Annotated in this window: 26 protein-coding genes; 16 read left to right on the forward strand and 10 right to left on the reverse strand. The window is 72.5% G+C overall.

Translation table 11 applies throughout. The features are described 5' to 3' along the window. Nucleotides 1-7: 7 nt before the first annotated feature. From rarD to eccE, 4 genes are all read right to left on the reverse strand, one after another. A complete protein-coding gene (gene rarD, locus JKJ07_RS42350; protein ID WP_202997668.1) occupies nt 8-940 on the reverse strand; it encodes an EamA family transporter RarD in 933 nt (310 codons plus the stop codon). A gap of 75 nt (nt 941-1015) precedes the next feature. Continuing rightward, the gene (locus JKJ07_RS42355; protein WP_202997669.1) at nt 1016-1453 is read right to left on the reverse strand and encodes a GNAT family N-acetyltransferase; all 438 of its coding nucleotides are present in this window, start codon (nt 1451-1453) and stop codon (nt 1016-1018) included. A 107-nt stretch (nt 1454-1560) separates the two neighbouring features. Further along, nucleotides 1561-1941 carry a phage holin family protein gene (locus JKJ07_RS42360; RefSeq protein WP_202997670.1) on the reverse strand — a complete coding sequence of 127 codons (381 nt, stop codon included), beginning with the start codon at nt 1939-1941 and terminating at the stop codon, nt 1561-1563. Between the two features lie 103 nt (nt 1942-2044). Further along, nucleotides 2045-3898, reverse strand: coding sequence for a type VII secretion protein EccE (eccE, locus tag JKJ07_RS42365; protein ID WP_202997671.1), 1854 nt, complete (start codon nt 3896-3898; stop codon nt 2045-2047). A 350-nt stretch (nt 3899-4248) separates the two neighbouring features. Between eccE and JKJ07_RS42370 the strand changes: the two genes are divergently transcribed. From JKJ07_RS42370 to JKJ07_RS42390, 4 genes are all read left to right on the forward strand, one after another. Continuing rightward, complete coding sequence (locus JKJ07_RS42370; protein ID WP_236030834.1) at nt 4249-4536, forward strand: WXG100 family type VII secretion target; 288 nt, start codon at nt 4249-4251, stop codon at nt 4534-4536. A gap of 18 nt (nt 4537-4554) precedes the next feature. Continuing rightward, a complete protein-coding gene (locus tag JKJ07_RS42375) occupies nt 4555-4851 on the forward strand; it encodes a WXG100 family type VII secretion target (protein WP_202997673.1) in 297 nt (98 codons plus the stop codon). 342 nt (nt 4852-5193) lie between these two features. Continuing rightward, entirely contained in the window at nt 5194-8601 is a 3408-nt protein-coding gene (locus JKJ07_RS50690; protein WP_307834700.1) for an SseB family protein, read from the forward strand. After that, entirely contained in the window at nt 8601-8966 is a 366-nt protein-coding gene (locus JKJ07_RS42390) for a UCP033725 family protein (protein WP_202997674.1), read from the forward strand. Before JKJ07_RS50690 ends, JKJ07_RS42390 begins: the two co-directional genes overlap by 1 nt. 8 nt (nt 8967-8974) lie before the next feature. On the opposite strand, the gene JKJ07_RS42395 is transcribed toward JKJ07_RS42390, so the two are convergent. The 3 genes from JKJ07_RS42395 to acs form a co-directional block, all read right to left on the reverse strand. Then, complete coding sequence (locus JKJ07_RS42395; RefSeq protein ID WP_202997675.1) at nt 8975-9898, reverse strand: alpha/beta fold hydrolase; 924 nt, start codon at nt 9896-9898, stop codon at nt 8975-8977. Between the two features lie 93 nt (nt 9899-9991). Then, on the reverse strand, nt 9992-10486 hold the full coding sequence (locus tag JKJ07_RS42400) for a hypothetical protein (protein ID WP_202997676.1): 495 nt from the start codon (nt 10484-10486) through the stop codon (nt 9992-9994). 100 nt (nt 10487-10586) lie between these two features. Further along, nucleotides 10587-12572 (reverse strand): acetate--CoA ligase, encoded by a 1986-nt coding sequence (gene acs / locus JKJ07_RS42405; protein ID WP_202997677.1) that lies wholly within the window; start codon nt 12570-12572, stop codon nt 10587-10589. A gap of 213 nt (nt 12573-12785) precedes the next feature. Between acs and JKJ07_RS42410 the strand changes: the two genes are divergently transcribed. Then, entirely contained in the window at nt 12786-13517 is a 732-nt protein-coding gene (locus JKJ07_RS42410; RefSeq protein ID WP_307834701.1) for a Fic family protein, read from the forward strand. Between the two features lie 69 nt (nt 13518-13586). Beyond that, nucleotides 13587-14060 carry an SCO5741 family PH domain-containing membrane protein gene (locus JKJ07_RS42415; RefSeq protein ID WP_307834702.1) on the forward strand — a complete coding sequence of 158 codons (474 nt, stop codon included), beginning with the start codon at nt 13587-13589 and terminating at the stop codon, nt 14058-14060. Nucleotides 14061-14560: 500 nt separating this feature from the next. Here the strand turns inward: JKJ07_RS42415 and JKJ07_RS42420 are convergent, their stop codons facing one another. After that, on the reverse strand, nt 14561-15370 hold the full coding sequence (locus JKJ07_RS42420) for an HAD family hydrolase (protein ID WP_202997679.1): 810 nt from the start codon (nt 15368-15370) through the stop codon (nt 14561-14563). Between the two features lie 349 nt (nt 15371-15719). Next, nucleotides 15720-16163, reverse strand: a complete 444-nt coding sequence (locus tag JKJ07_RS42425; RefSeq protein WP_236030836.1) for an STAS domain-containing protein — start codon at nt 16161-16163, stop codon at nt 15720-15722. Between the two features lie 137 nt (nt 16164-16300). Between JKJ07_RS42425 and ssd the strand changes: the two genes are divergently transcribed. The 7 genes from ssd to JKJ07_RS52080 all read left to right on the forward strand — a co-directional run bounded on the left by ssd (nt 16301) and on the right by JKJ07_RS52080 (nt 21111). Continuing rightward, nucleotides 16301-17371 carry a septum site-determining protein Ssd gene (gene ssd, locus JKJ07_RS42430; RefSeq protein WP_202997680.1) on the forward strand — a complete coding sequence of 357 codons (1071 nt, stop codon included), beginning with the start codon at nt 16301-16303 and terminating at the stop codon, nt 17369-17371. Then, the gene (locus tag JKJ07_RS42435; protein WP_438871481.1) at nt 17368-18591 is read left to right on the forward strand and encodes a TadA family conjugal transfer-associated ATPase; all 1224 of its coding nucleotides are present in this window, start codon (nt 17368-17370) and stop codon (nt 18589-18591) included. The genes ssd and JKJ07_RS42435 overlap by 4 nt, the downstream gene beginning before the upstream one ends. After that, entirely contained in the window at nt 18588-19289 is a 702-nt protein-coding gene (locus tag JKJ07_RS42440; RefSeq protein ID WP_236030837.1) for a hypothetical protein, read from the forward strand. The genes JKJ07_RS42435 and JKJ07_RS42440 overlap by 4 nt, the downstream gene beginning before the upstream one ends. 43 nt (nt 19290-19332) lie before the next feature. Continuing rightward, complete coding sequence (locus tag JKJ07_RS42445) at nt 19333-20040, forward strand: type II secretion system F family protein (protein ID WP_202997681.1); 708 nt, start codon at nt 19333-19335, stop codon at nt 20038-20040. A gap of 116 nt (nt 20041-20156) precedes the next feature. After that, nucleotides 20157-20285 carry a DUF4244 domain-containing protein gene (locus tag JKJ07_RS42450; protein WP_438871484.1) on the forward strand — a complete coding sequence of 43 codons (129 nt, stop codon included), beginning with the start codon at nt 20157-20159 and terminating at the stop codon, nt 20283-20285. Between the two features lie 179 nt (nt 20286-20464). Further along, nucleotides 20465-20761, forward strand: a complete 297-nt coding sequence (locus JKJ07_RS52495; RefSeq protein WP_438871485.1) for a TadE family type IV pilus minor pilin — start codon at nt 20465-20467, stop codon at nt 20759-20761. Beyond that, complete coding sequence (locus tag JKJ07_RS52080) at nt 20758-21111, forward strand: Rv3654c family TadE-like protein (protein ID WP_202997683.1); 354 nt, start codon at nt 20758-20760, stop codon at nt 21109-21111. The genes JKJ07_RS52495 and JKJ07_RS52080 overlap by 4 nt, the downstream gene beginning before the upstream one ends. Here JKJ07_RS52080 and JKJ07_RS42465 read toward each other — a convergent pair. Further along, nucleotides 21093-23411: a DEAD/DEAH box helicase gene (locus JKJ07_RS42465; RefSeq protein ID WP_438871482.1), complete on the reverse strand. Its 2319-nt coding sequence runs from the start codon at nt 23409-23411 to the stop codon at nt 21093-21095. The two genes, JKJ07_RS52080 and JKJ07_RS42465, sit on opposite strands and share 19 nt — an antisense overlap. 142 nt (nt 23412-23553) lie before the next feature. Between JKJ07_RS42465 and JKJ07_RS42470 the strand changes: the two genes are divergently transcribed. From JKJ07_RS42470 to JKJ07_RS42480, 3 genes are all read left to right on the forward strand, one after another. Beyond that, the gene (locus JKJ07_RS42470) at nt 23554-23910 is read left to right on the forward strand and encodes an STAS domain-containing protein (protein ID WP_184954092.1); all 357 of its coding nucleotides are present in this window, start codon (nt 23554-23556) and stop codon (nt 23908-23910) included. After that, nucleotides 23907-24347 carry an ATP-binding protein gene (locus JKJ07_RS42475; RefSeq protein WP_202997685.1) on the forward strand — a complete coding sequence of 147 codons (441 nt, stop codon included), beginning with the start codon at nt 23907-23909 and terminating at the stop codon, nt 24345-24347. The genes JKJ07_RS42470 and JKJ07_RS42475 overlap by 4 nt, the downstream gene beginning before the upstream one ends. A gap of 275 nt (nt 24348-24622) precedes the next feature. Continuing rightward, nucleotides 24623-26956: a sodium-translocating pyrophosphatase gene (locus JKJ07_RS42480; protein ID WP_202997686.1), complete on the forward strand. Its 2334-nt coding sequence runs from the start codon at nt 24623-24625 to the stop codon at nt 26954-26956. Nucleotides 26957-26962: the final 6 nt, after the last annotated feature.

Raw genomic sequence — 26962 nt, forward strand, 5'->3', positions numbered from 1 at the left:
TTCGAGGTCAGCGGGGTGGCAGGGTGGTAGCCGGCTCGACGGTGGCGGCCGTCGGGCCGGCTGCCGTCTGCTTGCGACGGCGCAGCGCGTCGACGGTAAAGATGATCAGCGCCAGCCACACGAGGGCGAACCCGGCCAGGCGGGCCGGCGGCATCGGCTCGTGATAGATCAGCAGGCCGACGGCGAGCTGCAGGATCGGCGCGACGTATTGCAGGATGCCGATCCCGACCATCGGCACTCGATTGGCGGCCGCGGCGAACAGCAGCAGCGGCAGCGCGGTGGCCAGCCCCGAAAAGATCATGAGCGCGGTGTGGGTGGCCGAGACGTGCCCGAATTCGCCGTCACCCGCGCTGGTCAGCCAGGCGACGTAGGCCAGCGCCGGGAGCGCCAGCACCGCCGACTCGACGAACAGCCCCTCGGCCGGCGGCAGCGACATGCGCTTCTTGACCAGGCTGTAGGTGCCGAAGCTGGCCGCCAGGAGCAGGGCGATATATGGCAGGTGGCCGTAGTCGATCGTCAGCACGGCCACGGCGATCGCGCCGATGCCGACCGCGACCCACTGCAGGGCGCGCATCCGCTCACGCATCACGGTCACGCCCAGCAGCATGATGACGAGCGGGGTGATGAAGTAGCCCAGCGCCGTCTCGACGACCCGGTTCGAGTTGACGCCGTAGATGTAGGAGCCCCAGTTCACGCCGATGAGCAGCGCCGCGAGCGCCAGGCCGCCGAGCAGCTTGGGCGAGCGGAACAGGCGCTTGAGGAAGACCCAGTTCCGCATGGCCGCGAGCAGCAGGCTGACGAACACCACCGACCAGATCACCCGGTGGGCCAGGATCTCCAGCGGTGACGCCGGCTGCAGGTGCTTGAAGTAGATCGGGAAGAAACCCCACATCCCGTACGCCGCGAGGCCGTAGAGGTATCCGCGCCGCTCGTCGCTCATGCCCTCACCGTAAGGTTTCGGCGGCGTTTCGCTCCTTGCCTATGGCCGACCTCACCGCAGCGCTCGCGGCCGGCCTCACCTCGCTGCGCGCAGGTCGCACTCCATCCAGCGTCCCGGCTCGACCTCGGTGAAGCCGTGCGGCGCGTAGACGGCGTGCGCGTCCCGGGTGACCAGCAGGAAGCGATTGAGGCCGCGAGCGGCGTAGTGATCGCGCAGGTTGCGCACCAACCAGCCGCCGAGGCCGCGGCCCCGATGGCCCGGGTCGACGTAGACGTCGCAGAGATAGGCGAAGACCGCCCCGTCGGTGACGACCCGGGCCACGGCCACTTGGGCGCCGCCGCGGTCATAGATCCCGTACGCCTCGGAGCCGTCGAGGGCGGCCCGCATCTGCTCGAGAGGGCGTCCCATGGCCCAGTACGAGTCGGTGGACAGCCATCGATGCACGGTGGCGAGGTCGATCCGCTCGCGTGCGGAGTCCAGCTCGTACCCGTCGTCGCGAAGTTCGTGCAGCACGCCGCCGAGTCAAGCCGCAAGATCGCCGGACCGCCAGCGGTTTCCCGCCGAGGCCGCCGACGGAGGTAGTCGTCGGCGACCCCGTAGCCGGGCCGGTCGTAGCAGTGTCAGTCGTCGCCGTCGGGCACGAGCATGTTGAGCAGCCAGCTCACGACGCCCACGAGCAGCGCGCCGAGCACGGCGCTGGGCCAGAACTCGTCGACGTGGAACGGCAGGTCGAACTGGCCGGCGACCCAGCTGGTCAGCATGAACAGCGCGCCGTTGACGACCAGGGCGATCAACCCGAGCGTGAGCACATAGAAACCGCAGCCCACGACCTTGATGATCGGTCGCAGCACTGCGTTGATCACGCCGAAGATGACCGCCACGATCAGCAGCGTGATGATCTGTTCCGACACCTTGTCGGTGGTCAGTTCAATGCCGTCGATCAAGACGGTGGCCAGCCACAGCGAGAACGCCGTGATCAGAAGCCGAATGATGAGGCCCATGGCCCGGAATGGTGCCACGATCATGCCACCGGCAGCGGCGACACTCCCCGATCTTGTCGATCTCGTTGCACTGAACAGCGCATATCGACTTTCGCCGCTCTTTTCAGCGGCCGGGTGGGCCGGTCAGCTGGGTCTCGATGGGGGTGTGGGCCAGGGCCGCCCAGCGGACCGCCCGGCGGTTGACCACGCCGACCATGTCGGGCCGAATCCGCGTCATCCACTGGGCCACCTCGCCCAGGCCCAGGGCGCCGCCGACGAGCGTGGCCTCCTCGGGGCGCAGCGGCTGGAGGATCAGCAGGTCGGCGCGGGAGGCCACGTCGACGTCGGCGGCCGAGAACTCGTCGCGCACCACGAGCGTGGCCTGCCAGCCCTCGCCGGGGCGGTTGTCGGCGCCGACCGGGCCGATGTCGACCACGATCAGCAGCGGGTGCAGGGCCGAGCCGGGCGCGATCTCGATCGGGCGGCCCGGCGGCACCACGGCGATCGACTCGCCGGGGACGGCCGCCCCGCGGACGAACGGCTCCCACGCGCGCGGCCGAGCCGTCTGCACCACCACGCGGGCGCCCAGGGCCATCGCTCGCAGGGCCACCAGCTGGGCCGCCCGGACGCCGCCGACAAGCAGGGCCCGGGTCTGCTCGGGGCGGAACAGACGGATCACGACCGGGCTGCCGTGGCGGTTGCGCCCGAGCATCAGGCCCGACGCGCCGACCGGCAGGTGCAGGCCCTCGAGCAGCTCGGCCGGCTGCACCCCGTCGGCGGGGAAGCCGGGCACGGCGCTCGGCCGGCCACCCAGCGGCAGCGTGGCGAACAGGCCCTGCAGATGTTCGCCGTCGAGGCGCTGCGCGCCGGCGTGCTCGCCCGACAGGAGCTTGCGCAGCGCCTGGGTGGCGACGCCGAGCGCATTCGGATCGGGCGCGGCCAGCCGGATCGTCATGTCGAGCGGGACGGGACCGCGCGCCGCCTGCGGACCGGCGGTCAGCGACACCGTGGTCGCGGCCGCGGGCAGGGTGAGCAGGCGGGAGACCAGCCGCCGGGACGTCTCGACCTGCGGGTCGGGCCAGCGCCGCAGCCGGAACGTGGTCTGCGCCAGGCCGCCGACCCGCAGGGCGGGCCACGTCTCCTGCGCCGAGCCCACCCCGTCGTCGTGGGCCAGCTCGGCGATGACCCGCAGCGCGGCCGCCTCACCGAGCGGGCGCGCCGGCACCGCGGAGAGCCGCCGCACCAGCTTGCGCACCAGGCCGGACAGCGAGCGGCGCAGCTCCTCCTCCGACCAGCCCTCGGCCCGCAGCACCCGCACGGCCAGCAGCGCCCGGCTGTGTCCGAGCAGGCGGCCCTCGGTGAGCTGCCGATAGGAGTTGGCCGGGGTGCCCGCGCCGGCCCGCAGCGAGGGCGCCGGCGCCCCGGTCAGCAGCAGCTGGATCAGCACCGGGGGCAGCTCGGCCTCGCCCGAGGGCAGCAGGGTGGCCGGCGACGGCAGGTCGGGTGTCTCCTCGGTCAGCAGGCCGGTCGGGTCGCCCAGCTCGAGCACGGCGGTGAGGCCGTGACCGTCGACGACCACCGCGGCCGGATCGCCGGCCAGCTCGGCCTGCTCGACCCGCGCGCCCGGGGCGAGGAATCGCAGCAGCGCCGTCGGGTCGGTGTCGACCGCGGCGGAGTGCCGACGACCGCCGAAGCGAAGACCGACGCCGAGCCACTCGAACGCCCAGCGCCGGTTGAGCCGCAACCAGGTCAGGGCGAGGATGACCAGGCCCAGGACGGCGCCGGCGACCAGGCCGATCGGGCCGTTGACCGCGCCCAGCGCCACGGCCACGGCGGCGACCTGGGTGGCCACGAGCTGGCCGGCCCGGACGCCGAGGAACCGTCCACGGCGGATCGGCCGCCGGCTGACCTTGGGTAGTGGTTTCGCGGGCCCGGACAGCTCGCGGTAGTCGCGGTCGCCTGTCACTCCGACCGTCACGATCCACCGCCCTTCCCCGCATTTGTGCTCGTGCGGCGCCTATCGTATGGGCTCGCGGCCATCGGCGGGGCACCCTGTGGACAACCGAGAGTTATCCACAGGCCCCGATCCGGGACTGTCGCGGCTTGACGAGTTTCGCTACGGTCGGCGACGTCAGGAAAGAGTAGTCGGCCGCTCACGGCCCGCCCCCCGTGGCTTGTGGTCAGGGGTTAGCCTGGTGGCCAGCGTCGATATGTCGCAGGTGAATGATCACCGTCCGTCCACAACGGATCACGACATCCTCGGCGAACCGAACGAGAAAGCGGGGTGACTTCCGGGTGGCCGGATCAACGCAAGTAACACCGGAGGAGATGGCAGCTGCTGCCACCAACTTCGACAACGTCAACCAGGGTCTGCAGCAGATGCTGTCCACGCTGATGAACGAGCTGTCGCAGCTGAACGGCGCGTGGAAGGGCATGGGCGCGGCCGCGTTCGAGCAGGTCAAGGTGCAGTACGAGACCGACCTGAAGAAGCTCAACTCGGCCCTGGCCGACACCGCGGAGTCGATCCGGGTGTCCGGCACCGGCTACAGCTCGACCGACACCGACGCTGCCAGCCGCGTGTCCGGCTCCGGCGGCAACTTCTCGCTGCCGCTCTGACCCGGGGGAGACCAACAAATGGCTAACGACGGAGTACTTCTCGTCAATTTCGAGGCCCTGCGTGGAGCGGGTGCCAACATCGCGAAGGCCGTGAGCTCGCTGCAGCAGCAGCTCGGCGACCTCGAGCGCGACTCGAAGCGGCTCGTCGACTCGTGGGACGGCGAGGCCCAGCAGGCGTATTACGCGCGTCAGGAGGCGTGGCGCACCGCGGCCAACGACCTGACCAGCATCCTGCAGAACATCAAGGGCGCCGTCGACCAGTCGGCCGACGACTACGTGAACACCGAGAAGCAGGCGACCTCGCGCTTCCAGTGAGCGCGCGGCGCTCGCCGCAGCCGTGAACGGCCGGACCAGTCAAGCGACTGTCCCGGCCGTTTCGCATTTCCCGGCCCGGCAATACGACCGTTTAGTCCGTTGTTGCGAAGCTTGTTGTCGCTCGAACGCGTACTGGACCGTCTGGGCGATCCGGCTACGATCAGTTGTTGTTTGATCGCCTCGAGCGACCGAAACGGTGATCCGGAGAGCATTCGGACGCATACTTAGGGCTTCGACCACCCGCTTTACTCTTCTGCGTACCGCCGCCCATTGTGATCGTGGCCTGACCTTGTAGGTTGTACGCGTTGAGATGGCCTCGTCGCACGGTGGGGAGAGGTGGACGTGTCCGAGTGGGAGCCGGCTACGGACGCCGAGGTCGCTATGCGCGATGCTTTGCGCACCGACGACCAGGAGTCGTATTTCCGCATTCTCTCCGGTGTTGACCTGCTCTTGCCGGTGTCGGCCGACGCGTTGGCGGGTCTCGCCCCGCTCGGCTGGGGCACCTGGAGCACCGGGGGCCGCACGCACGTGCTGGCCTTCACGTCGACAGCGGCGTTGCAGTCCTGCCTAGCGGATTACACGGGTTCCGCCCGTCGTGTCCCCTATGCGGAGCTTGCCAACACCTGGCCAAATCTCGAGTGGTGGCTGGCGGTCAACCCCGGCCTGCCGATCGAGGGCTACCTTCCGGCCTGGTTCGTGGCGCAACTCTCACGTGGCGATCTGCGGCTGCCGACCCGTGGCCCGGGCCGCGCCGAGCCGGTCGGCCAGTCCGGCAAGATGCAGGATCTGCAGGCCGCGGCCCTGGCGGCCAACGCGGCGGCCGCCCAAAAGGAGGAGACGGCCCGGCCGGGCGGTCCCACTCACGAGGGCGCCCCGATGACCGCGGCCACGGGGTCCTACCCGCAATATCCCGGCGCCAAGACCTCCTACGGACAGGCGCCGGCCGCGTACGGTCAGGCCGCTGCGGCCTCCTACGGCGGTGCCTACGCCCACACCCCGGGCGAGCCGCCGTCGAGCGAGCTCCCGAGCCGCACGCCCGCGCCGTCGAGCGACCTTCCCAGCCGTACGCCGGCACCGGCGAGCGCCTACGGTCAGCCCGCCGGCCTGCCGACCCGCACACCCTCCGCCGAGCAGCCGCCCGCCGGTGGCCTGCCCACGCGCACCCCCACCTACGGTCAGGGCAGCGAGCAGGCTCCCGGCCTGCCGACCCGCACGCCGGCTTATGGGCAGGCAGCGGATCAGGCTCCTGGCCTGCCGCCCCGCACGCCGGCCTACGGTCAGGCCGCGGATCAGGCTCCCGGCCTGCCCACGCGCAGCCCGTCCAACGGCCAGCCGAACGAGCAGCCGGCGGCCCGCACGTCGGCCTACGGCGAGCAGCCGGCGGCCCGCACCCCCGCCTATGGGGAGCAGCCCGCGGCCCGCACTCCCGCCTATGGCCAGGCGCCGGATCAGGTCGGTGGCCTGCCGACTCGTTCACCGTCGGCCGCGTTCGGCCAGGCCGCCGGGCAGTCGCCCGCGGGTCTGCCCACGCGTGGTCAGCCCGCCGCCTACGGCCAGCCCGCAGCTGCTCCCGCGAGCGCTCCGCCCGCGAGTGCGCCGCCGGCCAGCGGCCCGCCGCTTTACGGACGCCCGGCGAGCGCGCCCCCGGCCTACGGCCAGTCGGCCGGCTCGGCCGCCTCCGGCCACGCCGCGGTCCGCTCCGGCGGCTCGGGCCATGCCTCGTCCGCTGCCGACGCTTTCAACCGGCCCGCACCGACGTCCGGCGGCTTCGGCCAGCCCGCGAGCGCAGCCCGGCCCGCAACCGCAGGCCAGCCTGAAAACGCAGGTCAGCCCCTGGGTGCGCCGACCTCTCCCGAGTCGCCCGGCGCGCAGTCCGAGCAGTTCGGCCCCGGCGGCCTCCCGATCCGCACGCCCGGCACGGTGCTGCCGAGCGGCCTGCCCGCCCGCACCCCGAGCGCCGCGCCCACCTCCGGCCTGCCCGCGAGCGCCCCGCCCGCCTTCGGCCAGCAGCCGAGCGCCCCACAAGGTTTCGGCCAGCAGCCGAGCGCCCCGCCCGCCTTCGGCCAGCAGCCGAGCGCGCCGCAGGGTTTCGGTCAGCAGCCGAGCGTCGCGCCCTCGCCGGCCCAGCCGCCCGTGGTGCCCCCGGCCTACCAGTCGCCGGCCGTCCCGCCCACCGGTGGCGACGACCCGCGCGGCCCCCTGCCCGACCCGGCCGGGCTGCCGGTCCGCACCCCCATGGCGCAGACCCCGCCCCCGCCCGACAACTTCAGCCCGCACAACCCCGACGAGACCCCGTTCAACCCGAACTGGTCGGCGTCGGCCCCGCCGTCGCGTCCGGGCACCAGCGCGCTGAGCGACCTGCCGCGCCGCCAGTCGTCGTCCGGTGGTGCCGCCTTCCCGCAGGGCCCGGCCTCCCCGCAGGCGGCCGCCCGGCAGTCGTCCGCGTCCGCCATGCCGCCCATCTCGGCCCCGCCGGCCCCGGCGAGTCCGTCCCCGGGCCTGGCGGCTCGGCTGCCCGGCTTGTCGAGCCCGGCCCCGGCGGCCGCGCCCGGGTTGCCGACCGAGCCCAGTCCCGGTTTCGGCACGCCGCTGCCCCGCCGGCAGGCGACCTCGCCGTCGGAGGCTCCCGGCCTCACGTCCTTCCCGGCGTTCCAGACCAAGTCCGAGGCCCCCGCGCAGCCGATGACCCCGCCGGTCATTCCCGGTTCGCCCGGCAGCGACCGCCCGGCCCGGCTCGGCGCCCAGCCGCCGCTGGAGACCCGTCCGGCGTCGCCCGCCCCGCAGGCCCCGCCGCCCGTGGCGTTCGTGCCGGCCAACGAGGTCGAGCAGGATCTCTACAACGCCGCCAGCGCCCACAACACCGACACCTTCCTGTCCACGCTGTTGCTGGCCACGGTGCTCGTGCCGGTGGCCGACCACTCGCGTCCGGGCAGCTCGCCCGGCGAGTCCGGGTTCGCCTTCCGCACCGAGCAGGCCGAGGGCGAGACCTTCCTCGTCGTCTTCACCAGCCGCGACAGGCTCGCCGAGCACTTCTCCGAGCCCACCCGTACGGTCGGGGTGCGCTTCTTCGAGCTGATCCGCAACTGGCCCGACCCGGCCTGGTCGTTCGCGGTCAACCCGGACGGCCCGATCGGCGCGAAGTATCCCGGGCCGCAGGTCATCGCGCTGGCCAGCTGGGCCGCGGAGTCGGGCCTGGGTCACGACCCGGACGGCCCGATCGAGGACGTCGCGCCGGTGCCCGCGCCCGAGCCCGCCAGCGACGACAAGCAGCACGCCACGGTGATGCAGAAGACGCTGCCGCCCGACCAGGTCGACTACTACCTCGAGCGCGGCTACGACCGGGTGGCCGGCTTCGTGCACCGCGCGACCGAGGTCGAGCATCTGCGGACGCCCGCGGAGCTGCTGGGCGCCCTGGGCCTGAGCTACGACACCTCGCCGCATCAGCACGACGCCAAGGAGGCGTACGTGTTGCGGTGGCCGGCGTATCGTCCGAGCCTCTACCGCATCCCGTACGGCGGGCAGAACGAGCAGGCCCTGCGGGCGATGGACGGCTGGGTCATCGAGCGCGCGCCCTTCCGGGGCAACGGGTTCGCCCCCGGCGAGGGCCGCGACGTGATCGCCGAGTTCAAGGTGGACAGTGTCCGGCTGCCGCACGGCGCGCAGCTGTGGCGCATCGACGTGGACGGCAACGAGCGGATGGTCGCGATCTTCGACAACGACGGTCCGCTCTGGCGCCGGGTGGGTGAGTAGTGATGCGTGACGGCTACGTGGTGGCCTGGCAGGGCCGCGAGTACGACGCCGCGCCCGACGGCGACAACGTGCGGATCTATCGCACCGATCCGGCCGACGGCTTCGACGAGGTGCGCCCGGGCCGCTACGCGCGGGTGCTGACCCCCGAGGAGTACGACGAGCTGGTCTACGTGCGCACCACGTGCACCTGGCGGGGCGCGCCGTTCATCGTGCTGGCCGAGGCCGATGCGTGGCTGCGGGTCGAATACACGGGCGGCCGCGCGCCGATCGCCCGCCAGCTGGGCCTGGAGGAGTTCGACTTCGGCGTCTATCAGGGCTGGGCGCCGCTGAACGAGGTCTCCGACCTGAGCGAGCAGCGCATCTAGCCGGGGCCTCAGTTGGACTTGAGCCAGCGCAGCACTTCGCCGGTGATCACGTCGGTCGCCTCCTGGTGCAGGAAGTGCCCGACCTCGGGGATCAGCCGCCACTCGTACGGCGCGAGCACGTAACGCCCCGAGCCCTGCGCCGTGCGGGGCAGGGTGGCCGTGTCGAGCCCGCCGTGCAGCTGCAGGGTCGGCGTGATCAGGGGCTTCTGCATCAGCTTGACGAACCGGTAGCCCTGCAGGCGAAGGGCACTGCGGAACACCCACCGGTACGCCTCGAGCGCGCAGAACGCGGCCTGCGGGATCTGCATGGCCTCCCGGCAGCGGGCCACGTAATCGGCGAACTCGGGCGTCTCTCTCCACTGCGGACCCGTCCAGCTGGTCATCAGCTCGCCCACCATCGCGGCGTTGTCGCGGGTGAGCACGTGCTCGTAACGCGGCACCTGGAAGCGCAGCGCGGACGAGGACGCGGCGAACTGGCCGCGCGGGTCGGCGAACAGGGCCGCCCGCAGCCGCAGCGGGTGGGCCGCGCCGAGCACGACGAGCCGGTTGACCAGCTTGGGGTGGAAGGCGGCGGCGGCCCAGCCGATCATGCCGCCGGCGCCGGCCCCGACGATCGTCGCGTTCCGCTCGCCCAGGGCCCGGATCAGGCCGGTGATGTCGGCGGCCATCGTGTAGCCGTCGTAGCCGCGCGGCGGTTTGTCGCTCGCGCCGTAGCCGCGCAGGTCGATCGCGACGGCCCGGAAGCCCGAGTCGGCGATGCGGGGGAGCACGTCGTGCCAGGCCCACCAGAACTCGGGAAAGCCGTGCAGGAACAGCACCAGCGGGCCGGTGCCGGCCTCGACGACGTGGAAACGGCTGCCGTTGGCGCCGACGAAGCGATGGGTCCAGGGCCCGTCCACCAGCACGCACGACTCGTCCACCCGACCGCCCATGGCCTCCAGCCTAGGCGTTCGGGTCGAGCGTGAGCGCGCGGCGGCCGCAACCAACCCGCGTCGAACCCGCGGCGGCCGTAACCCGGGGGAAACTCAGTCGGTGCCGATCATCACGCGGTCGAGCGTGGCCGGCTTGCCGGAGCCGCAGTCGACCGGCGTCTTGCCCGGCGTGATGCGGGCCTGCACCCGGTCGCCCTTGGCGAGCGGCACGGGCTTCTTGGAGTAGACCGACCAGGCCACGCCGTCGGCGCTCTTGAGGCCGTAGCAGGGGCCGCCGCCGCCTTTGGTGACGGTCGCGGTGATCGAGCCGACGCGCAACGAGGAGAGGTCGGGGGCGGTGACACCGGCGGGGCGGCTCGGCGGTGGCAGGGGCGAGGCCTCGCTGTCGGCCGGCTGCCCGGCCGGGACGGGATTGTCGCCGGGGGCGCCGCCGGTCGGCTGCGACGCGCCCGGGGCGACGGAGGCCGAGACGCCCGGTGCGACGCCGGAGTCACCCGCGGCGACCGGCTCGTCGTCGCGCGAACAGCCGCCGACCATCAGCAGCGCCAGCGTCAGCGCTCCCGCGACGCCTGCGGTGGACCTGACCATGACCCGCACCCCCGTGACCCGAGCTTGCGGTCGTCCGGGACCGCGGCGCAAAGCGTAGCGGTTTCACGTCCCGTACGGGGGTGCGGTGTCGGGAAGGTCGTCAGTCCTCGGACTTGCCGGTGTTCATGCCCTTCGAGATCAGGTCCATCACCGCGGAGTCCTGCAGCGTGGTGACGTCGCCCAGCGAGCGGTTCTCGGCCACGTCCTTGAGCAGGCGCCGCATGATCTTGCCGGAGCGGGTCTTCGGCAGCTCGGGCACGAGCATGATCTGGCGGGGCTTGGCGATCGGGCCGAGCGTCTTGGCCACGTGGTTGCGCAGTTCGACGTTGAGCTGCTCACCCGCGTCGCCCTCGGTGTCCACATTGCCCCGCGGGATCACGAACGCCACGATGGCCTGGCCGGTGGTCGGGTCGGTCGCGCCGACGACTGCCGACTCGGCCACTGACGGGTGCGAGACCAGCGCCGACTCGACCTCGGTGGTCGAGATGTTGTGACCCGAGACCAGCATGACGTCGTCGACCCGGCCGAGCAGCCAGAGCGCGCCGTCCTCGTCCTTCTTGGCGCCGTCACCCGCGAAGTAGATCCACTCGTCGCCCGTGCCGGCCCCGGCGCCGAAGCGCGACCAGTACGTGTCGATGAAGCGCTTGTCGTCGCCCCAGATCGTGCGGAGCATCGACGGCCACGGGTCGCGCAGCACCAGGAAGCCACCGCCGCCGTTCGGCACCGACTGGGCCTGGTCGTCGACCACGTCGGCGGTGATGCCGGGCAGCGCGGTCATGGCCGAGCCGGGCTTGGTCGCGGTCACGCCGGGCAGCGGCGAGATCATCACGCCGCCGGTCTCGGTCTGCCACCACGTGTCGACGATCGGGGTGCGGTTGCGGCCGATGTTCTCCCGGTACCACATCCAGGCCTCGGGGTTGATCGGCTCGCCGACGCTGCCCAGCACGCGCAGCGAGGACAGGTCGTAGCCCGCGGGGATGTCGTCGCCCCACTTCATCATCGTGCGGATCAGGGTGGGCGCGGTGTAGAGGATCGACACCTTGTACTTGTCGACGATCTGCCAGAACCGGTCGCGGCCCGGAGTGTCCGGCGTGCCCTCGTACATGACCTGGGTGGCGCCGTTGGAGAGCGGGCCGTAGACGATGTACGAGTGGCCGGTGACCCAGCCGATGTCGGCCGTGCACCAGTAGACGTCGGTTTCGGGCTTGAGGTCGAAGACGGCGTTGTGCGTGTACGACACCTGGGTCAGATAGCCGCCCGTGGTGTGCAGGATGCCCTTCGGCTTACCGGTCGTGCCCGAGGTGTAGAGGATGAACAGCGGGTGCTCGGCGTCGAACGGCTGCGCCTTGTGCTCCGGGCTGGCCTGCTCGACGGTCTCGTGCCACCACTTGTCCTTGTCGGTCCACGCGACATCCTGGCCGGTGCGGCGGACGACGAGCACGTTCTCGATGCTCGGGCACTGGGCGACGGCCTCGTCGACCGTGGGCTTGAGCGCCGACGGCTTGCCCCGGCGGTAGCCGCCGTCGGCCGTGATGACCAGCTTGGCGTCGGCGTCCTGGATGCGGGTCGACAGCGCGGAGACCGAGAAGCCGCCGAAGACCACGCTGTGGGTGGCGCCGACGCGGGCGCAGGCCAGCATCGCGACCGCGGCCTCGGGGATCATCGGCAGATAGATGGCGACCCGGTCGCCGGCGCCGACGCCCAGGTCGGTCAGGGTGTTGGCGGCCTGGCTGACCAGCTTGAGCAGCTCGGCGTAGGTGATCGTGCGGGTGTCGCCGGGCTCGCCCTCCCAGTGGATGGCGACCTTGTCGCCGTGGCCGGCCTCGACGTGCCGGTCGACGCAGTTGTACGCGACGTTCAGCTCGCCGCCGACGAACCACTTCGCGAACGGGGGGTTGGACCAGTCGAGCACCTGGTCCCACGACTTGCTCCAGGTGAGGCGCTCGGCCTGCCGCGCCCAGAACGCGAGACGGTCGGCGGCCGCCTCCTCGTAGGCCTCCGCCTTGACGTTGGCGGCCGCGGCCAGCGCTTCAGGCGGCGGGAACTGTCGACTCTCCGATGACAGGTTCGCCAATGTCTCGCTCATGAGGGCGGCTCCTCTTCACTGCTGACCCGGGCTTCTTCGTTGCACACTAGTTGCGCTGATGGGCACCGGCGAGGCCTGTGGACAACAGAACGCCAGATGGCGTCGTGGCCGCGCCGGATGACCAATCCGTGCGTGATACTGCGCGAATCTTGCCAGTTCTGAGCCCGTTTGTGCAGCCCATGTTTCGCCGGGTTTACCGGCTACGGTGTTCCCGTGGATCCACTTGCCCCGCTTCTTGACCTTGCCGATGTTGCTCCCGCCCTGGCCGAGGCCCGCGAGCGGGTCGACGCGGCGATGCGGCACCGCGCCCTGCGCCGGCACGGCGGTCAGGTCGCGGCCGAGGCGAGCCTGCGCGCGGCCGTCGCCAGCGCCGCGCTCGAGGGCAGTGTTCACGACCTTGACGACGTACGGGGTGGGACCGTCACCGATCCCGTGGTGCAGGGCGCCCTGCGGGTCGCCGAGGGCGTCGGCGGGCTGGTCGACCTCTGGCCCCGCGCGCCGCGTCAGGTGCTCGCCAAGCTGCACGTGCTGGCCGCCCGGGGTGCCGTGCCCGCGGCCGACCTGGGCCGGCTCACCGGCGCGGCGGAGCGGGTCGACATGCTCGCCGGCCTGGTCGCGGGCAACGACAAGACGCCCCCGTTGCTGCTCGCCGCGGTGGTGCACGCCGAGTTGATCACGCTGCGGCCGTTCGCCGGCCCGGCCGGGGTCGTGGCCCGGGCCGCCGCCCGCCTGACCCTGATCAGCCGCGGTTTCGATCCGCGGGGTTTGGTCGCCGTCGAAGTGGGGCATCACAGCCGCGAGCCGGAGTACGTCGGTTCGGCCGGCGCCTATGCGACCGGGACGCCCGACGGTGTCCGTTCGTGGCTGCGGCACTACGCCGCCGCGGTCACCGCCGCCGCCGACGAGATCACCACGATCGGCGACAATGTGCTGGCGACCGTATGACCAGTTGTTGAACTGTGCGTTTGTGCTTACAGCCGAGGCGATGACGAATCGCTTCTAGACTTCTATGTCGTGGAGACGTGGGAGCGGCCTTACACGCCCGGAGCCGGACGCTGGCTGGTCATCGGCTGGGAAGCCTTCGCCCTGGCCCTGCTGGCCTGGAGCTCGATCGAGACGTTCGGCCTGGGCTGGCACGGCGTGCGGCTGGTGACCTGCGCCCTGGCCGTGATCTGGGTGCTCGGCGCCTACCGGATCCTGCAGATGGGCGCCTACGTGAGCCCCGACGGTCTGCGCATCCACGGGTTGCTGCGCTCGCGGACGATCCCGTGGGACCAGATCGCCCACGTGCGCCTGCACGAGGTCAACCACCGGATCGGTCCGTGGCGGATCCCGAGCGGGCTGACCGTGCTGATCGAGCGGCGCGACGGCACGACTGTCGACACCGAGCTGTGGGCCCAGGGCGTCGACTTCCACTCGCGGCCCAAGGTCTTCCGCGCCGTCTATCGCGAGCTGCGCGAACGGCACCTGGCCGCGCAGAACGCCTGAAAAAGTTTAGAGCCGGCGTCCCGCGATGGGGCGCCGGCTGCTGCGCGTCCGGACCGGGTTATCAAGCGTGCACCTGGGTCGTTGTCGCCGGTCCACAGCCTCGCGGCTCCTCAAATGGAGCCCAGGGGGCCGCGGTCCCGTCGCAACGTGCCTGCCGTGGCTGATCGCGCGTGGGTTCCCGGTGGCCGTGCACGAAATCCGCTGCCTGCTGGCCGGAAACCCGGCCCCTCCGCTGCGAACCTCGCTCGTTCTTTCTACGCCCGTCCCGGCATGATCGCCAGGGCTTCAGCCCGGCAAACCTGGCTTTCGGTATTAGTCAGACCAAAGGCATTCGCGCAGCTCACTAGGCTTGCGCAGAGTGGCGCGATCACCCACGGCAATGCGCACCGATACGCATCGTCTTCGGCGGCGCGGCCGTCGCGCAACGGGCCGGGCCCACCCGGAAGCGGGTGAGGAGGGTGAGGAAACGCCTGGCGCATCCCGTGATGCGGGGACCGGGGCTAACCCGTACGGGAAAGGGTTTTGGCTCGGCGGTGACGTGCGTAGATCGCCAGGCCGATGGCGGCGCCGACACCCACCCCGAGCGCCGCGGCGGCGACCGGCACCGCGGGCCGATCACGCAGGCGCTGACCCAGCGGGATCGGATGCCGGAACTCGAGAACGGGCCACTCGTGCTCGATCGCGGCGCGGCGCAGGGTGCGATCGGGGTTGACGACGGTCGGGTGGCCGACCGCCTCAAGCAGGGGAAGATCGCTGCTGGAGTCGGAATACGCGTAGCAGTCGGTCAGGTCGTAACCACGCTCGAGGGCCAGCTCGCGCACGCCGACGACCTTGCTCGGGCCGGCCGCGTAGAACTCGACCTCGCCGCTGTAGCGCCCGTCCACGATGCCCATGCGGGTGGCGATGATGTCGGTGATGCCGAGCAGCGCGCCGATCGGGCGGACCATCTCGTCGCCCGAGGCGGAGACCAGCACGACGTCGCGCCCGGCCGCCTGATGCTCGGCGATCAGCGTCGCGGCCTCGGCGTAGACATAGGGATTGATGAGCTCGTCGAGCGTCTCGGCGACGATCTGCTGCACCTGCTCGACCCGCCAGCCCTTGCAGAGCGCGGCGAGATAGTCGCGGGTGCGGGCCATCGCCTGCTCGTCGGAGCCGCCACCGAGCCGGAACATCAGCTGTGCGTAAGCGGATTTGACCATGTCACGACGGCTGATCAGGCCGTCACGGTAGAACGGCCGGCCGAAGGCCAGCGCGCTGGACTTGGCGATGACCGTCTTGTCGAGGTCGAAAAACGCGGCACTCAGGCCCACGGGCGGCAAGTGTAGTCGCAAGTGGTTCAACGCCGTTGTCCTCGGCGCGCCCGGCCGCTCCGGCCGTGACAGCCCGTGAAATCGGTCAGACGGGCAGCAGTATCGCAGGGCGCGACAAGTCGGTACTCGACTGCGCTGCTTCTGTGAGGCATGCTTGTGCTGTTGCGATCGGGATTCATGTTGTGACGGTCGCGCCCCACCACTCAAGAACCCTCGGTGATTGCGCCCCCCGCGATCACCGAGTCGATTCGGCTCGACCCCCCCGGAGCCGAATCCTCGGACGGCCCCCGTCTCCCCCGACGGGGGTCGTTCCCTATCTTTCGGCTGCTTTCGGCTGCTTTCGGCTTTGTCAGGCGCCGGTGGCCTGCGTCTGCTCGGCGGGCTCGGCCTCAGCCGTCTCGCCCAACCCGAAAAAATCGCAGAGACCGGTCACATCGAGGACGCGGCGGAAGGCCGGCGTCGGGTTGATCACGAGGAAGCGGGACTCGATCTCGGTGGTGGCGCGGTAACCCTCGATGAGGGCGCCCAGACCGGTGGAGTCGATGAAGCTGGCGCCGCGCAGGTCGACCCGCACGACCGGCGGGGACCACTCGGAGACGGCGCCGCGCAAACAGCCGGCCAACTCGTCCGCATTCGAGAAATCGATCTCGCCCGTGACGGACACGACGGCGGCTCCGTCGGCGTCGAGCGAACGATTGATCGAGCTTTCCATGCCAACCCCATCGGTTCGTGTCGGCACCAACATACCCAATCGACGCCTGTTCCACCCGCCGTGCCGGGGCTCGGCGTCCATACCAGATCGACCCGGGCGGGGACGCGATATCCACAGGGCCCGGAGTTGTCCACAGCCCGGGCGGCCGGCACCGGCCGCGCCCGCCCGGAGCCGCGAAGGTGGGCGCCACAACCGCCGCCCCGCGCTGGAGACCGCAGATGCCCGCTGCCCGCCTGCCCCTCGTCGTCACCTCCGACCCCGACCTGCTCGACGATCTGCTGCGCCTCGCCGCCGCCGGTGGCACCGAGATCGACGTGGCCCCCGACCCGGCCGCGGCCCGTCCCCGCTACGGCACCGCCCCGCTGGTCATGATCGGCGCCGATCAGCTCGACGCCTGCCTGCGCGCCCGGCTGCCCCGCCGTTCCCGGGTCGCCGTCGTGGGCCGCGACGAGGTCACCGAGACGATGTGGGCGGCGGCGAACGCGCACGGCGTCGAGCACATCGCCGAGCTGCCCGTGGCCGACTCCTGGGTCGTCGACCGCTTCGCCGAGCAGCTCGACCAGCCGATCGGCCGGGTGCTGGCTGTGATCGGCGGGCGTGGCGGCGCGGGCGCGAGCACCCTGGCCGCCGGGCTGGCGACGACCGCGGCCGCGGCCCGGCACCGCACCCTGCTGATCGACGCCGACCCGCTCGGCGGCGGGCTCGACCTGATGTTCGGGTGGGAGCGCCGCGACGGCCTGCGCTGGTCGGCCCTGGCCGAGGCGGGCGGCCGGGTCGATCCGCCCACCCTGCTCGAGGCGCTGCCGCATCGGGGCGATCTCGTGGTGCTCTCGTTCGACCGCGAGGCGACGCCGCTCGTGCCGGCCGAGGCGATGGGCGCGACGATCGACGCCGGCCGGCGGGCCCGCGACGTGATCGTGGTCGACCTGCCGCGCCGGCTCGACGACGCCGGGGTGCTGGCGCTCGAATGCGCCGACCAGGCGGTGCTGATCGTGCCGGCCGAGGTGCGCGCATCGGCGGCCGCGGCCCGGATCGCGCGCATGGTGCAGGCCCACCGCCGCGAGCTGGCGCTGGTGGTGCGGGGGCCGTCCCCGGGCAAGCTCAAGCCGCGGGAGATCTCGGCCGCGCTCGGCCTGCCGCTGATCGGCACGCTGCGGCCCGAGCCGGCGATCAGCCAAGGCGTCGAGCGGGGGGTCGCGCCGGCCGCCGAGGGCAAGGGGCCGCTGGCCGACCTGTGCCGGCACCTGCTCGCCGACCTGCTGGGCGACACGGCGGGGGTGGCGGCGTGACGGCGTACGCGGGGCTGGGCAGCCGGCTCGCGGCCTCGGCGCCGGCGGTGGCCGACCGGGTGCGGCACCGGTTCGCCGTCGACGGCGGGGAGGCGACGCCCGCGGCCGTGGTGCACGCCGTGCGCAGCGAGTCCGACGCGGCGGCCCTGGGCGACACGGCCGTGCTGCGCCTGGCCGACCGGGTGCACGACCAGCTGGTCGGGGCCGGTCCGCTGGCCCCGCTGCTGGCCGATCCACAGGTGACCGACGTGCTGGTGAACGGTCTGGCCGTGTGGGTCGACCGGGGCGTGGGCCTGCAACGAGCGCCGATCGTGCTGGGCTCCCTCGAGGAGGTGCGCCGGTTGGCCCAGCGGCTCGCGGCCGCCTGCGGACGGCGGCTCGACGACGGCCAGCCCTACGCCGACGCCCGCCTGCCCGACGGCACCCGGCTGCACGCCGTGCTGCCCCCGGTGGCGGCCGACGGGCCCTGTCTGTCGCTGCGCACCTTCCGCCAGCGGCCGTTCCGCCTGAGCGACCTGGTCGAGCACGGCACCGTCCCGCCGACCGTGGCCCCGGTGCTCGAGGCGATCGTCGCGGCCCGGCTGGCCTATCTGGTCGTCGGCGGCACCGGCAGCGGCAAGACGACGCTGCTGGCCACGCTGCTGGGCATGGTGCCGCCGACCGAGCGGATCGTGCTCGTGGAGGACGCCGCCGAGCTGCGGCCCCTGCATCCGCACGTGGTCGCCCTGCAGGCCCGCACGGCGAACGTCGAGGGGGCGGGCGCGATCGGGCTGACCGACCTGGTGCGGCAGGCGCTGCGGATGCGTCCCGACCGGCTGGTCGTGGGGGAGTGTCGCGGGGCCGAGATCGTCGACCTGCTCGGCGCGCTCAACACCGGGCACGACGGCGGGGCGGGGACGCTGCACGCGAACACGCCGGGCGACGTGCCGGCCCGGCTCGAGGCGCTCGGGCTGCTCGGCGGGCTGCCCCGGGCCGCCCTGCACGCCCAGGTGGTGGCGGCGCTGCAGGTGGTGCTGCAGGTCCGGCGTACGGATCGGGGCCGCGTGCTCGAATCGGTGAGCGTGCTGCTGCCCTCGGGGGAGCAACGGCTGGCCACCGTGGTGCCGGCCTGGCAGCGGCTGCGCGGCGCCGGGCCCGGTTCGGGGGCGCTGGCCCGCATGCTGGCCGTACGCGGGGCGGCCGTGCCCGCGGTGCTCACGCCGCCGGTGGTGGCGCCATGAACTGGGGGCCGCTGCTGCTCGTGGCCGGGGCGCTCGTCGTCGTGCTGCCGAACGGGCGGGTGCGACTGCCCCGGCTGTCCTTTGTGGCCATCGTGCGTCGGATCGCCGTCACGGCCGGGCGGTCGCCGCGGCAGGCGGTGGCCGGTGGGGTGACGGTCGCGGTGGTGACGGGGCTGCTCGCGGGTGGCCCGGCCGGGGCGGTGATGGCCGGGGCCTATGCGGCGCTCGCGGGGCGGGCCCTGATCCGGCGCGCCCGGCGGCGGCGAGAGGCGGCTGAGCGGGCGGCGGCGCTTGACGCACTGGCGGCGTTGGCGGCCGATCTGCGAGCGGGGCTGCCACCCGCGAGCAGCCCCGGCAGCGGCGATCGGCTGCGGCGGCTGACGGGCTCGGTGTGGCGTCTCGCCGAGCGGACCGGCGCCCCCGCGGCCGACCTGGTCGAACGGATCGAGGCCGACGCGCGCGCGGCCGACCGGGCCGGCGCGTCGGCCAAGGCCCAGGCGGCCGGCGCCCACGCCACGGCCATGCTGCTGGCTTGTCTGCCGGTGGCGGGGCTCGGGCTCGGCGCGGCCATGGGCGCCGACCCGCTGCGGGTGCTGCTGCACACCCCGCTCGGTGCGGCCTGCGGGCTGGTCGCGGTGGGCTTGCAAGCCGGCGGCCTGCTCTGGTCGGAGCGTCTCGTCGGCGGGGTGACCCGATGACCGCCCTGTTCCGGTCGCGACGGCTTTTCGTCGGGGTGACCCGATGACCGCCCTGCTGCTTGTGGGGGCGGCCCTCGCCTTGGTCATCACCCCCGCGGTTCGTCGTCGGCGGCTGGCCTTCCTGCGCCCGGTCCCGCGGTCGGCGCCGGCCGCGAACGCACGGCGATTGAGGATCCTGCTGGCGGTCCTGGCCGGGTTGGCCGTCACGGGCTACCTCGGCACCTGGTGGGGAGTGCTCCCGGGCGTCGCCGCCGGGGTGGGCGCCGAGCGGTTCCTGCGGCGGCGCGAACCGGCCCGGGTCCGGCAGGAGCGCCGGGCCGCCGCGGCCGACCTGCCGCTCGGGGCCGACCTGCTGGCGGCCGCGCTGCGGGCGGGCGCGCCGGTCGACGGGGCGGCCGCCGCGGTGGCCGACGCCCTCGACGGGCCGCTCGGCACCCGGCTGTGCCGCACGGCCCGATCGCTGGCGCTGGGCGCGGCCCCGGCCGAGGCGTGGGGGCACCTCGACGGGGTGCCGGGCGCCGACCGGCTGGTCGCGGCGGCGGTGCGCACCAGCGCCAGCGGCGGCGCCCTGGCCAAGGCGCTGGGCGGGCTCGCCGACGACCTGCGGGCCGACCGGTCGGTGGCCGTCGAGGCGGCCGCGCAGCGGGCCGCCGTGCTGATCGTGCTGCCGCTCGGGCTGTGCTTCCTGCCCGCCTTCCTGCTCGCCGGGCTCGTCCCGGTGCTCATCGCGGTCCTCGGGGACGTGCTCTGACCCCGGGACCACCGGACCGGCCGCGGGCCGGTCGCTCACCACAACTGAAGGAGAACCACGTGCGCAAACTGATCGCGAACTTCGCGCGGCTGCGGGCCGAGGCGGCGGACGCCGGCATGAACACAGCCGAATACGCCGTCGGCACACTGGCGGCGGTCGCGTTCGCCGGCATCCTCTACAAGGTCCTGACGGGAACGGCCGTGATGGCCGCCCTGACCGGCATCATCGGCCGGGCGCTGAAGTGATCCGGCGCCGGCGGCCCGGCCGCGACCGGGGAGCGTCCCTGGCCTCGCGGCGCGTCTGGGGAGCGTCCCCGGTCTCGTGGCGCGACTGGGGAGCGTTCACGGCCTCGCGGTGCGACCGGGGAGCGTTCGCGGTCTCGCGGTGCGACCGGGGAGCGTTCACGGCCGAGCTCGCGGCCGGGCTGCCGGCGTTGATGCTGCTGCTCCTGGCGGGCTTGGCCATGGTGTCGGCCGTGGCCGCCAAGGGCCAATGCCTGGACGCCGCCCGCGAGGCGGCCCTGGCCGAGGCCCGCGGCGAGTCGGGGGCCGCGGCGGGCGCCCGGGTGGCCCCGCCGGGCGCGGCGGTCGAGCTGGGCGGCGACGGCGAGATCGTGACGGTCCACGTGCGGGCGCACTTCCGGGTGCTGGGCGCCCAACTGCCCGCGATCACCGTCGAGGGCTCGGCGACGGCCGCCCGCGAGCCGGAGCCGGTGCTGTGAGGGACCGCGGGGCGGCCACCGTCCTCGTCCTGGCGATCGGCCTGGTGTTGGTCACGGCGGGCGTCTTCGGCGCGAGCGTGGGCGCGGCTCGGGTCGGTCGCCACCAGGCCCGCACGGCCGCCGATCTGGGCGCGCTGGCCGGCGGCACCCAGGCGATCTTCGGCCCCGAGACAGCGTGCCCCCGAGCCGCCCGGTTCGTGACGGCCAACGGCGGCCGCATGACGTCGTGCGTGGTCGAGGGCCTGGAGATCGTCGTCCGGGCCGAGGTCGAGGTCCGCGTCGCCTTCGGCCTGGGCGGACAAGCGGTGGCCACGGCCCGAGCAGGCCCGGTCTACGCCCTGCCGGACTGATCGGCCAGGGCGGTCAGCACGGTGTCGAGGACCTGGACGGCGCCTAGTTTGTGCAGGGGGTTGTTGCCGTTGCCGCACTTGGGGGACTGGACGCACGCCGGGCAGCCGGAGTCGCACGTGCAGGCGGCGATGGCTTCCCGGGTGGCCGCGAGCCAGTCGGCGGCCACGGCGTAGGCGCGTTCGGCGAAACCGGCGCCGCCGGGGTGCCCGTCGTAGACGAAGACCGTCGGGGCCTCGGTGTCGACGTGGTTGGCCGTGGACAGGCCGCCGATGTCCCAGCGGTCGCAGGTGGCCATCAGCGGCAGCAGGCCGATCGCGGCGTGTTCGGCGGCGTGCAGGGCGCCGGGGACGTCGGGCGGTTCGACGCCGGCGCGGTCGAGGGCCTGGGGTGAGATCGTGAACCAAACGGCCACCGTCCGCAGGTCGCGCACCGGCAGGTCGAGGGGCCGGGTGTCGATCACCTCGCCGGTCGTGATGCGGCGGCGTTGATATGAGACGACCTGGCTGGTCACCTCGACGTCACCGAGGAACAGGCCGACCGGGCCCGCGCTGATGTGTTCGCGGATGCCCAGCACCTCGACGTCGGTCACGTCGCGGGCCTGGGTCGTCCAGTCGGGCTCCTCGTGGTGCACCAGCGCGATCGCGTCGTCCAGGTCGAGGTTGTCCACCAGGTAGGTCACGCCCTGGTGCAGGTAGGCCGCGCCGGTGTGCAGCATGACGTGTGAGGACGTCTGGTCGACCGTGCCCAGCAGGCGGCCCGTCGACGCCTCGACGATCGAGACCGGGGCGCCGCCCGCGCCGCGCAGGTCGACGTCGGGGCGGCCGGGACGCGTCCAATACCAGCCCGACGGCCGCTTCCGCAGCGCACCCGAGGCGGTCAACCCCTCGACCGCAGGCAGAGCAGCCGGTCCGAAAAGGGACATGTCGGCCGCGGTCAACGGCATCTCGGACGCGGCGCAACACAGCTGCGGACCCAGCACGTACGGGTTGGCCGGATCCAGCACCGTCATCTCGACCGGGCGGCCGAACAGCGCCGACGGGTGGTGCACGAGGTAGGTGTCGAGCGGGTCGTCCCGCGCGATCAGCACCGCCAGCGCCGAGCCGCCGTCGCGACCGGCCCGCCCGGCCTGCTGCCAGAGCGACGCCCGGGTGCCGGGGTAGCCGCAGATCAGCACCGCGTCCAGCCCGACCAGGTCGACGCCCAGCTCGAGCGCGTTGGTCGAGGCCAGCGCGAGCAACTCGCCCGAGAGCAGGGCACGCTCGATCTTGCGGCGGTCCTCCTTCAGGTAGCCCGCCCGATACGCCGCCACGCGACCGCCCAGGCCCGGCACCGCCTCGTCGAGCGAGCGCCGGGTCATCGTCGCGACCACCTCGGCCCCGCGGCGCGAGCGGATGAACGCCAGGGTGCGCGTGCCCGCCACGACGGCGTCGGTGAGCAGGTCGGACGTCTCGCTCAGGGCGGACCGGCGTACGGGGGGAAGGTCTGGCTCCTCGGGCGGAAGCAGGGGCGGCTCCCACAGCGCGAACGTGGTCGCCCCGCGCGGCGACGAGTCCTCGGTCACCGCGGTCACGGGCAGGCCGATCAGGCGCGACGCGGCATCAGCGGGATCACCGGACGTGGCCGAGGCGAGCACGAACGTGGGCGAGCCGCCGTAGCGCGCGGCCAGTCGTCGCAGCCGGCGCACCACGTGCGAGACGTGCGAGCCGAACACCCCGCGATAGGCGTGGCACTCGTCGATCACCACGTACGTCAGGCGGCGCAGGAAGGTCGCCCAGCGCGCGTGGCCGGGCAGCAGGCCGTGGTGCAGCATGTCGGGATTGGTGAGGATCAGCCGGGAGTGCTGCCGGATCCACTCGCGCTCCTCGCGGGAGGTGTCACCGTCGTACGTGGCCGGGCGCACCCCGTCGATGCCGAGCTTGGTCACCGCGCGCAGCTGGTCGGCCGCGAGCGCCTTGGTCGGCGAGAGGTAGAGCGCCGTCGCACGCGGGTCGACGGCGAGCCGGGTGAGCATCGGGAGCTGATACGCCAGCGACTTGCCCGACGCGGTGCCGGTCGCCACGACGACGTGGGTGCCCTCGGCGGCCAGCGACGCCGCGGTGGCCTGGTGCTCCCACGGCTGGGCGATGCCGTGCGCGGTCAGGGCGGCGACCACCTCCGGGGCGGCCCACTCGGGCCAGGGAGCGGTTTTCCCCGTACGGGCGGGAATCTCCTCGATATGGGTGATGGGGGAGTCGGCCGCCGGGGTGCGGGCCCGCAGCCGCTGCAGCAGTTCGGCGGGGCCGTAGGCGGTCGACGTCACGCCGGCCACTGTGACACCCGAATGGCGGGAACCTCAAACGGGTACGACGGTGGAGCCGGACGTCGGCCGATTGCCGGTCGATGGTTAGATTCGCTGGGGAGATCGGCCGTCAATCAGCGTGCCCCCGCAGGGAGGAGGAGCGATGGAGCTGTCCCTTGCGACCAGGACCGTCGCCGAGCACACGGTGCTCGAGGTTGGCGGCGAGGTCGACGTCTACACGGCTCCGAGGCTGCGTGAGCGCCTCGTGGAGCTGGTCGATTCCGGGGTCCGCAGCGTCGTCGTCGACCTCGGCGGCGTGGAGTTCCTCGACTCCACCGGCCTCGGCGTGCTGGTCGGCGCGATGAAGCGGCTGCGGGTGGCGAACGGGCGGTTCAGCCTCGTGTGCTCCAAGGAGGCCCTGCTCAAGATCTTCCGGATCACGGCGCTCGATCAGGTCTTCCCGATCTTCCCCACGATCGAGGCGGCCACCGCAGACAGCGACGGCAGCGCGACTTCGTGATGGCGACAGTTCGGCTGTCCTTCTCTCCCGCCCCCGTGCACGTTCGGACTGCACGGCTGGTCGGCGTTGCGGTGGCCCGGCGTGCCGGGGTCGCCGAAGAGCTGCTGGACGAGGTCCGGCTGGCGATCGGTGAGGCCTGCACGCGCGCCGTCGCCTTGCACAATCAGTACGGTCTGCCCGATCTGGTGACCGTCGAAATGTCTGATTCGGATTCCTACTCCGTACGGGTCATCGACCACGCCCCGATCGAGGCGAGCGTCGGGCTGACCAAGTTGCCGCCCGACGAGCTGGCCGACGAGTCGCTGACCGACGAGGCGCTCACCACCGGCGTGGGTTTCGCGCTGCTGGCCGGATTTGTCGACGACCTGCAGGTACGCCCGGTTGACGACGGCCCGGGCACGGAGGTCCGGATGGTCTGGCCGGTCCGGCGGCGCTGAACCGGTCTTAAAACAAACTGGACAAATCCGCGACGATATCAACCCTCGTTGATACCCCGACATCCGCCTGCTAACACAGCGGCAAACATCACCACGACACGGCTGAACTCAGGTGTGACCAGCACCACCATCGGCCGATACAGTACGCGAGTTATCAGCTACTGCTCCTGGTCCCGCGGCCGCGGGACCCAGTTGTCGTTTCCCCTCGCAAGGGGATGCGCCCGTGCGGTCTCGTCCGCCGAAACCGGGCGCGGTCGGTGTACAGGAGGACATTGATGTCCGGGACCTCATTAAGTGGTTCTAACGTCACGTTTGTCATCGTCGCCCTGGTCTTCGCGCTCATCGCGCTGGGCTTCGCGGCGATGTTCGTCCAGTCGGTTCTCAAGGCCGGCCGGGGCACCAAGAACATGCAGGAGATCGCCGGGGCCGTCCAAGAGGGCGCGTCGGCCTACCTGTTCCGCCAGTTCAAGACCCTCGCCATCTTCGTGGTGATCGCGGTCGTCCTGCTCTTCCTCCTGCCGGTGCACGACACCGACAACGAGGTCTGGGTCAAGATCGGACGGTCGCTGTTCTTCATCGTCGGCGCCGTGTTCAGCTCGTTCATCGGCGGCGCCGGCATGGCGCTGGCGACGCGGGCCAACCTGCGGGTGGCCGCGGCGGCGGGCGAGAACGGTGGCCGCGAGACGGCGATGGGCATCGCCTTCCGCACCGGTGGTGTGGTCGGCTTCCTCACCGTCGGCCTGGGCCTGTTCGGCGGCGCGCTCGTCGTGCTGATCTTCCGCGGCGACGCCCCGACCGTGCTCGAGGGCTTCGGCTTCGGCGCCGCGCTGCTCGCCATGTTCATGCGGGTCGGCGGCGGCATCTTCACCAAGGCCGCGGACGTCGGCGCCGACCTGGTCGGCAAGGTCGAACAGGGCATCCCCGAGGACGACCCGCGCAACGCCGCGACGATCGCCGACAACGTGGGCGACAACGTCGGTGACTGCGCCGGCATGGCGGCCGACCTGTTCGAGTCGTACGCCGTGACCCTGGTCGCCGCGCTGATCCTGGGCTCGGCCGCGTTCGGTCAGGACGGCCTGATCTTCCCGCTGATCGTGTCGACGGTCGGCGTCGTCATCGCCATCCTGGGCGTCTTCATCACCCGGCTGCGGCCGAGCGACCGGAACGGCCTCACCGCCATCAACCGGGCGTTCTACATCTCCGCGGCCGTCGCCGCAGTCGCCGTCGCGGTGGTCAGCTTCGTCTACCTGCCGTCGTCGTTCGCGGGCTTCGAGGACGAGGGCATCTCGGCCGACATCCTGGCCAGCGGGCAGGACCCGCGCTGGCTCGCGGTCGGCGCGGTCGTCATCGGCATCGTGCTGGCCGCCGCCATCCAGGCGCTGACCGGCTACTTCACCGAGACCAACCGCCGCCCGGTGCAGGACATCGGCAAGTCGTCGCAGACCGGTGCGGCCACCGTCGTGCTGGCCGGCATCAGCGTCGGCCTCGAGTCCGCGGTCTACTCGGCGCTGCTGCTCGGCGCCGGTGTGTTCGGCGCGTTCCTGCTGGGTGGCTCGTCGCTCACCCTGTCGCTGTTCGCCGTCGCGCTCGCCGGCACCGGCCTGCTGACCACGGTCGGCGTCATCGTCGCCATGGACACCTTCGGCCCGATCTCGGACAACGCGCAGGGCATCGCCGAGATGTCCGGCGACGTCGACGAGAAGGGCGCGCAGATCCTGACCGAGCTCGACGCGGTCGGCAACACCACCAAGGCGATCACCAAGGGCATCGCGATCGCGACGGCCGTGCTCGCCGCGACGGCGCTGTTCGGCTCGTACACCAACAGCCTGGCCACCTCGCTGGCCGACGCCGGCATCGACGCCGGCCAGGTCGGCAACGAGATCCTGGGCCTGCTCAACATCGCGAACCCGCGCAACCTCGTCGGCCTGCTGGTCGGCGCGGCCGTTGTGTTCCTCTTCTCCGGCCTGGCCATCAACGCCGTGTCCCGCTCGGCGGGCGCGGTCGTCATGGAGGTCCGCCGCCAGTTCCGCGAGTTCCCGGGCATCATGGACCGCACCCAGCGGCCCGAGTACGGCCGCGTGGTCGACATCTGCACCCGGGACGCGCAGCGCGAGCTGCTCACCCCGGGCCTGCTGGCGATCATGGCGCCGATCGCCGTCGGCTTCGGCCTCGGCGCGGGCGCGCTCGCGTCCTACCTGGCCGGTGCGATCGGCACGGGCACGCTGATGGCGGTCTTCCTGTCCAACTCCGGTGGGGCCTGGGACAACGCCAAGAAGCTGGTCGAGGACGGCAACTTCGGCGGCAAGGGCTCCGAGTCGCACGAGGCGACGATCATCGGTGACACCGTGGGCGACCCGTTCAAGGACACCGCGGGCCCGGCCATCAACCCGCTGATCAAGGTGATGAACCTGGTCTCGCTGCTGATCGCCCCGGCCGTCGTGGCCTGGAGCATCGGCAACGACCAGAACAACCCGCTGCGCATCTCGATTGCGGTCGTGGCGGCGTTGATCATCGCGGGCGCGGTGGTGTGGAGCAAGCGCAAGCCCATCTCGATGGGTGACGACACCCCGACAAGCAGCTCGACGCCGACCGCCAAGGTCACCGCCTGAGGCTGA

It is taken from the genome of Paractinoplanes lichenicola (assembly GCF_016785085.1).
Taxonomy (GTDB): Bacteria; Actinomycetota; Actinomycetes; order Mycobacteriales; family Micromonosporaceae; genus Actinoplanes; species Actinoplanes lichenicola.

Coding starts and splice junctions, on each gene's coding strand:
- rarD (WP_202997668.1), bottom strand. CDS start 940: ATGAGCGACGAGCGGCGCGGATACCTCTACGGCCTCGCGGCGTACGGG.
- JKJ07_RS42360 (WP_202997670.1), bottom strand. CDS start 1,941: ATGGGCCTCATCATTCGGCTTCTGATCACGGCGTTCTCGCTGTGGCTG.
- JKJ07_RS42370 (WP_236030834.1), top strand. CDS start 4,249: ATGGCAGCTGCTGCCACCAACTTCGACAACGTCAACCAGGGTCTGCAG.
- JKJ07_RS42375 (WP_202997673.1), top strand. CDS start 4,555: ATGGCTAACGACGGAGTACTTCTCGTCAATTTCGAGGCCCTGCGTGGA.
- JKJ07_RS42395 (WP_202997675.1), bottom strand. CDS start 9,898: ATGGGCGGTCGGGTGGACGAGTCGTGCGTGCTGGTGGACGGGCCCTGG.
- JKJ07_RS42400 (WP_202997676.1), bottom strand. CDS start 10,486: ATGGTCAGGTCCACCGCAGGCGTCGCGGGAGCGCTGACGCTGGCGCTG.
- acs (WP_202997677.1), bottom strand. CDS start 12,572: ATGAGCGAGACATTGGCGAACCTGTCATCGGAGAGTCGACAGTTCCCG.
- JKJ07_RS42425 (WP_236030836.1), bottom strand. CDS start 16,163: ATGGACGCCGAGCCCCGGCACGGCGGGTGGAACAGGCGTCGATTGGGT.
- ssd (WP_202997680.1), top strand. CDS start 16,301: ATGCCCGCTGCCCGCCTGCCCCTCGTCGTCACCTCCGACCCCGACCTG.
- JKJ07_RS42440 (WP_236030837.1), top strand. CDS start 18,588: ATGAACTGGGGGCCGCTGCTGCTCGTGGCCGGGGCGCTCGTCGTCGTG.
- JKJ07_RS42445 (WP_202997681.1), top strand. CDS start 19,333: ATGACCGCCCTGCTGCTTGTGGGGGCGGCCCTCGCCTTGGTCATCACC.
- JKJ07_RS42450 (WP_438871484.1), top strand. CDS start 20,157: ATGAACACAGCCGAATACGCCGTCGGCACACTGGCGGCGGTCGCGTTC.
- JKJ07_RS42470 (WP_184954092.1), top strand. CDS start 23,554: ATGGAGCTGTCCCTTGCGACCAGGACCGTCGCCGAGCACACGGTGCTC.
- JKJ07_RS42480 (WP_202997686.1), top strand. CDS start 24,623: ATGTCCGGGACCTCATTAAGTGGTTCTAACGTCACGTTTGTCATCGTC.